Here is a 6495-nt window from a genome sequence, read left to right on the forward strand (position 1 = left end):
GGTCTGGACCGGCTCATAGAGCGAAGTGACCCGGATGCGTTGGGCAAAGGGACCCAGCGATGTCGAGGATGGGCTCGGAGTCGCCTTGCGGCGGCGCTGCACGAAGTCATCGGGCCACCACCGCCTCAGGGCTGGCTGCATCCGACGGCAGCCAGCCCGAACTTGTTGTTTGTCCCAATTGAAAGGTCCGCTACGCTGCCGCCCGGAGTCTCAGGGGATGTCTTCCCGCGAGCGGACGTCCTACTGCGCGGTGTGTCCGATTGTAATGCTTCAGGCTGCAGTGCAGCGTTTACTCCATTTGGAAATCCGCAGAAAAGGGCGCGGCGCGGCCTAGGACATCGCCGAGCCCCATTTGCCATCAGGGACGAAGATTTTTTCGGATCCACTCTTCGGCTGTCGTGACACTCAGGCCATTTCGCGCGTTGAAGCTGTCTCCCTTCGGCCACGCAACGCCCTTGCCCTCTGCAAAGACGGCCCGGTATTTCATGATATGGTTATCAGGGTCCTGCGCCAGTTCCGCTTTCAGCTGCGGGATGGCCCACTCCGTCTTGGCGAACGGACGACCAAGCACCGCCTGAAGGGTCTCCGCAACCTCGCCGTAGGTCACTGTGTCACCGGCAAGGTAGACAATGTCATTCCGAATGGCTGGCTGAGCAAAGACCACTTCTGCGGTCAAGGCACCGATATCGTCCGGAGTGGTCAGGGTGACTTCCGTATCCAAGCTGCCCAAGGCATTGACCCGGCCATTTTCTAAATCGACGACCTCAAACACGGGCTCGAACAGGAAGCTCGTGAACATGCCGGTCGAGATCACGACCCAGTCTGTCCGGGTCTGACCGCGCAGAAGATCTCGCACGTCGATCTGAGCGTCGAAAAGGTCCTGCGGACTGCCACGGCCGATAACATCAAAATCGACGCCAAACTGCCAGGGGAAGTAGCGCGCGAGGTTGGCTTCCAATGCGGCCTTGGCGAGTTTCATGGGTGCGTCTGATCCGGCCGAGAAACCTGCGCATCCGATTACCGTCTCAAAAGGTGCAAATATCTCTGCCAGTTCGCCAATCGAAGCGGCGAGGATATCGCCCGTTACGATCTTGATACCCAGGTCGCGTATTTCGGAGACGTCGCGCTTCTTTACAGGGTCAGTGGATTCGGCGGTCGCTGCGCGCAAGAGAACGCTGATCGTCGTGCCGTCATGATCTTTTGCCTTACGCGCCAGATTGCGGAGAACCGGCATGCCGAGCTCGCCGGCCCCAATGACGAGGATCGATTTTGGTTTTACTGCTTGCTGGGCTTTCATTTGGAAATCCCTCCTTCTTCTCATCTTTGATCTAATGATCAGATGGCATAGGTCGCAGAGTGCCGTAAGAAGGCACACGCGTGATACCGGAGGGCGGAACACTGACCAGAGATGAAATCCTCAGCTATTCTCAAGCGGTCTGCGATGGTCTTCGCGAGGATGAAGACGGCGTAAGACGCGACGTTCTGACTCATGCAGGAAGCCGCTGGTCTTTGGGTGTCATCCATACCTTGGGTGTATATGGTCGTCTGCGCCATGCGGATATCGGCCGCCGCATGCATGGCGTGACCCAGAGGATGCTCACACGCACCCTCAAACAGCTCGAGAGAGACGGGCTGGTCAGACGCTATGATCTCGTGGAAATGCCGCCGCGCGTGGAATACGAGCTGACCGAGATGGGAACCGAACTGCTGATCCGCATGATCCCACTTTGGACGTGGGTGGTCGAAAAGTCAGCTGAATTTCGGCTTTCGCGTGAGGAGTACGATTCCCGCCCGGTTGAAAAGAATTCGTGGCAGGCATAGGGCGGTCTTGAGACATGTGCCAGATCGCTTGGATCTTAGGCTTCAGAGTAATGAATCGCAGCACGATACGCTGCCAAAGCGCGACAAAACGATCTTGAAAAGCTTGCTTGCTGCGCATTGCTGCGGGGCGAACAGCCTGCAGCATCACTGCCGGTCGAGCCGCTTGCAGCATCATCGAGTACTGCAGCGGCGCGCTGAGCGTCAGCTACCGGGAAGCCGACCTGGGATCTTACACCTGCAGCATTAACGTCGCTGCGACTGGCACGAAGGTCTCGAAAGGGCTGGCTGCCGTCGGCTGCAGCAAGCCCAAACGCAACATTCGTCATATGATCGATGCTTTTGGCTGCGTCCGCGAAATTCCATAGGCAACTTCCCGAAAGCGGACACTCGGCCAAGGAATGCTGAAACAGTCATGGCTGCGACTAGCTCAAACGACACAAATGCAGCTTGAAGCGTCCATGTTCTGGCTCTGATCAAGAACGAGTCCTGGCGATAGCTCCCTAAATCCTGCGTTGTTCTATTTCTTAGCTCCCTTCATGTACAAAGATTGCTGATTTTCTTTGATGTAAGTCCAAGCAATAAAGCGACTTGTTTTTTGTCCCTGCGCCATTTCGACGACTTTAAAATTAGCAACGTTAGCTTTTCCCAAAATTTTTGAAAGTGGCTTCAGATTATCTTTTTTTGACACCAATGAGCTAAACCACAGGCACTGTTCGGCGAACTCAATGCTCTGTTCAACCATGCTGGCGATAAACTTTATCTCGCCACCCGGGCACCAAAGCTCGGCGTTTTGTCCGCCGAAATTGAGCTTTGTTGAATGCCCCTTGCCAAGACTGGCCCACTTGCGTTGGGTGCCTTTATTTGCGTGTTCGATGGAGGCATGGAAGGGTGGATTGCACATGGTGACGTGAAAAGCATCGTGGGGTTCGATCACGCCTCTGAAGATATTTTCGCGTTTTTGTTGTTGTCTAAGGGTGATCTTTAGCTTGTTGAATTTGCAAATCTGCTGTGCCGATTTGATAGCGGCAGAGTCTATATCGACACCAGTGAAGTGCCATCCGTATTCACTCTGGCCAATAAGCGGGTAAACCAAGCTGGCACCGGTGCCTATGTCCAATGCTTTTATATTGCGGCCACGCGGGATTTCTTGATTGTTGCTGCATGCAAGCAAGTCCGCCAGATAGTGTACATAGTCTACACGACCGGGAATCGGAGGGCATAGATAATTGGCCGGAATATCCCAGAAATCTATATTGTAATGCGTCTTCAGCAACGCCCTATTGAGCATACGAACCGCCGATACGTCTTGGAAATCAATCGTCGTCTGACCGACTGGGTTGCTGATTGTAAAAGCCGCAAGTTCAGGAGAATGCGCCACCAAACGCGCAAAATCGTAGCCATCTTTGTGTTGATTGCGGGGGTGCAGCATTGTTTTGGTGCCCATGAGGAAGCCTTCATTGATGGCGGTAGAGCTAAATCGCCAAACCATTTGGTGTACGTAAACCCTCACGCACAAACCGTAAACTTAATAGGACACCTCGATTTTTGCTTGCTTTCGTGTCCGCACAACGGCGCGTGGGACCTGAAGCGGGAGAAAGACCGTCGGCTGACGGATTGTTACGTCGGGGCTGATTATGCGCTGCGCATTTCATGGTCGTTTTTCGTCATGCTCGTCATGATCTGCGTCTTTGGCCGACCGTCCTTCATGCTGGGTATGGGTTGATGCGGAGCAACTATCCGAGCCGGCGCATGTTGTAGGTGAGGTTCTTCATCCCGATCTTGGCCTTCGCCCGCACCAGGTCGATTGTCCGCGCCAGGGTGCCGCCCATGTGGTTGGTCTGCGCGCCGAAGATGTGTTCGACACGGACCCGCACGGTGGATTTGGTCCGGTTGCTGCCCTTGGCCTGATCGGTCAGCGGTTTGCCCCGCTTGCCCTTGCGGTGAATGTGGCTTTTGAGCTGCCGGGCACGCAGCTTGGCCTCCATCTCCTCTGACCGGTAGGCCGCATCGGCCCGCACGCCGGAACCGGTGTTGCCGCGCATCAGCAGATGATCCACCGCCTTGCTGTCATGCTGCGCGGCATCGCTGACGTGACAGCGCCGAACCAGTTTGTGCATGCGATCAACGTTGACGTGCTTCTCGTAGCCGTAATGCGCCCGCCCGTGCTTTTTGGTCCACCGCGAATTCAGGTCATTCTGCGCCCGTTTCGCTAGGTGTTCACCCCTCTGATCGCGGATCGCAATATCTATCGATAAAGTATACCGAACGGTTGTGGGGCCTCGTCGAAGGCTAAATGGTCGATGATAAGTGTTCACTTTGTGTTCTATTATGACTGAATTCTGGATTCCGAACGAGAACGTCATGGCCGATCAGATCGTCATCACCGAAAAATCCAGCCAGGCGAAGGACGTCCGGGCCGCCATCGGGTCTCGCTATGGCATGGTACTGCCCGCCGAGGGGCACTTGATCGACTTGCTGGAGCCAGAGGATGTGGTGCCGGAATGGAAGCGTTGGTCCCCTGTCCTGCTGCGCCCCGAGGGACTTTACGGAACACGGCCAGCAAAAGGCGGCAACAAAGCTACCAAGTTGAAAGCCATTCGTGAGGCGCTACGCACGGCCAAGCGGGTCTGGCTTGCCACGGATTGTGATCGCGAGGGGCAACTGATCGGCCAGGAGATCCTCGAACATTGCAAGTATCGAGGCCAGGTCATGCGCGTGTTGTTCATGGCCCAGGACGCTCAGACCATACGGCAGTCCTTCGATCGGGCCAAACTCAACTCGGAATACGCCCGGCTTTACGCAGCCGCTGTTGCGCGCCGTCAGGCTGATCAGATTTACAATTTGTCATTGACCCGCACTGCCACCGTCATCCTGGGCAAAGGCGCACGGGGTGTCATCGGCGTCGGGCGCGTGAAGACCCCGACGCTCGCGATCGTCTGCAGGCGCGAATTGGAAATCCGCAATTTCGTTCCTGTGACCTATTTCGAGATCGTCGCCACAGCCATGGTCGATGGTGGTGCGTTCAAGATGCGACATGCCCCACAGGATCGAATTCTGAAACGCGAAATTGCTGAGGCCGTGGTCTCGGCCGCCCAAAACTTCGAGGGGCCGCTCAGCGTGCGCGTCGAGGACAAGCGGCAACGACCGCCAAAACTGCATGATCTGCCGTCCCTTCAAAAGCTCTGCGCCTCGCGCTTCGGTTGGACCGCGGCAAAGACTCTGGAGATCGCTCAGGAGCTTTATGACGGTAAGGGAAAGAAAATTATCACCTATCCGCGGGCCGAAGTGCGTTACCTTCCGGAAAACCTGATCGCGGACGTGCCGCAGATCGTCGCCGGACTGCAGGTGGGCAAATCGTTCAGCACGATCCCCGTCCCGGCGCAGCCGATCATCCGAAAAGGCAAGAGCGGCAGTTTCCATGACAAGGGATTGGAGGGTGCCAGCCACCACGCAGTCATCCCCAACGTCAACACGATCGAGAGCTTGCGGGAGGTCTGGCCGCGCCTTTCGAGTGATGAGAAAAAACTGTTTGATGTGATCGCGCGGGCGTATCTGGCCTCCGTCATGCCGGACTTCCGCTATTGCCAGACAACCGCGACGCTCGACGTTGGCGGCTTTCCTTTCAAGGCCACTGGCCGCCAACACATCGATCTGGGTTGGCGGGCGGCATTTCCGGAATGGCAACCTGCCGACGAAAAGAGTGACGATGCGCAGGTGCTTCCGCAGATGCGAAACGGCGAGACCGCGCGGTTACGGAACCCTGCCATTGAGGACAAGGAAACCCGGCCACCGCCGCGCTACGACGAAGGCACTTTGATCGATGCGATGCAGCAGGCTTGGCGCTTTGTCGATGACGGGGTGCTGCGCGAGAGGCTCAAGGAAGCCAAGGGCATCGGCACCCCTGCGACCCGCGCCGAGATCATCGATGGGTTGAAACGGCAGGGTTTTCTGATCGTACAAGGCAAGAACATTGTGCCCACCGAAACCGGATTGAATTTGTTTGGTGTGCTCCAGCAGGCTGATCCGGCCTTGGTCGACCCGGGCGTGACTGCGCAACTTGAATGCCTACTCGACGATGTCGTCGTCGGCAAACAGGAGACCCGTTCAAGCTGCTACGGGTGCGGATGTCACGCTGTCCCATCCATTGCCCGTCAGGGTCATGCGCAGCATGGTCCCGAGAGGGTTCGAGGTCTTCCCGAGCCGGGCCTTGCCACCCGTCGAGTGCTGCTTGGGCTCGAGCCCAAGCGTCATGCCAAAGGCGTGCGTATCGCACGACGTGGCAAAATCGCGACCGCGTTTGAAGGTGGTCAGGTCTGGGGCAAACGTCTCGATCGCAAGCGCCGTGACAGGGCCCACGCCCGGCATGGTCTGTGCGCGGCGCACCACTTCGGCTTTTTGGGCGGCACATCTCATCTTCGCGTCGAGCTCTGCAACACGCGCATTCAACCCCTCGATCTGCTCCAGATACATCTGACCAAGTTCCCGCACCTCGGCGTGCAGCCCCGTGTCATCATCTGCAATTGCGCGCGCGAGCGTCTTGAGATGAGCAGGCCCCCGGGCCGCGACCAGTCCATGTTCGGCGAGGTGCCCAAGCGTCATGCCAAAGGCGTGCCTATCGCACGACGCATTGATCATCTGGGTGCGCTGGCCGACGAACATCTGCCGCGTGCGAAA

At 57.1% G+C, this 6495-nt stretch carries 4 protein-coding genes and 2 pseudogenes; 2 read left to right on the plus strand and 4 right to left on the minus strand.

All coding sequences use genetic code 11. The annotated features are described in order from the left end of the window. Window positions 1-358: 358 nt before the first annotated feature. Complete coding sequence (locus P775_RS27315; protein ID WP_099913945.1) at window positions 359-1297, minus strand: aromatic alcohol reductase; 939 nt, start codon at window positions 1295-1297, stop codon at window positions 359-361. An 80-nt stretch (window positions 1298-1377) separates the two neighbouring features. Between P775_RS27315 and P775_RS27320 the strand changes: the two genes are divergently transcribed. Beyond that, window positions 1378-1821, plus strand: a complete 444-nt coding sequence (locus tag P775_RS27320; RefSeq protein ID WP_218967775.1) for a winged helix-turn-helix transcriptional regulator — start codon at window positions 1378-1380, stop codon at window positions 1819-1821. Between the two features lie 517 nt (window positions 1822-2338). Here P775_RS27320 and rlmF read toward each other — a convergent pair. Beyond that, window positions 2339-3265 carry a 23S rRNA (adenine(1618)-N(6))-methyltransferase RlmF gene (gene rlmF / locus P775_RS27330; RefSeq protein WP_099913953.1) on the minus strand — a complete coding sequence of 309 codons (927 nt, stop codon included), beginning with the start codon at window positions 3263-3265 and terminating at the stop codon, window positions 2339-2341. A gap of 289 nt (window positions 3266-3554) precedes the next feature. Beyond that, a pseudogene (locus P775_RS27335) lies at window positions 3555-4031 on the minus strand (transposase); the annotation flags it as partial. 151 nt (window positions 4032-4182) lie between these two features. Between P775_RS27335 and P775_RS27340 the strand changes: the two are divergent. Continuing rightward, a pseudogene (locus P775_RS27340) lies at window positions 4183-5910 on the plus strand (type IA DNA topoisomerase); the annotation flags it as partial. Window positions 5911-5925: 15 nt separating this feature from the next. Here P775_RS27340 and P775_RS29630 read toward each other — a convergent pair. Beyond that, the gene (locus tag P775_RS29630; protein ID WP_099913947.1) at window positions 5926-6480 is read right to left on the minus strand and encodes a transposase; all 555 of its coding nucleotides are present in this window, start codon (window positions 6478-6480) and stop codon (window positions 5926-5928) included. Window positions 6481-6495: the final 15 nt, after the last annotated feature.

Source organism: Puniceibacterium antarcticum (assembly GCF_002760615.1).
GTDB lineage: Bacteria > Pseudomonadota > Alphaproteobacteria > Rhodobacterales > Rhodobacteraceae > Puniceibacterium > Puniceibacterium antarcticum.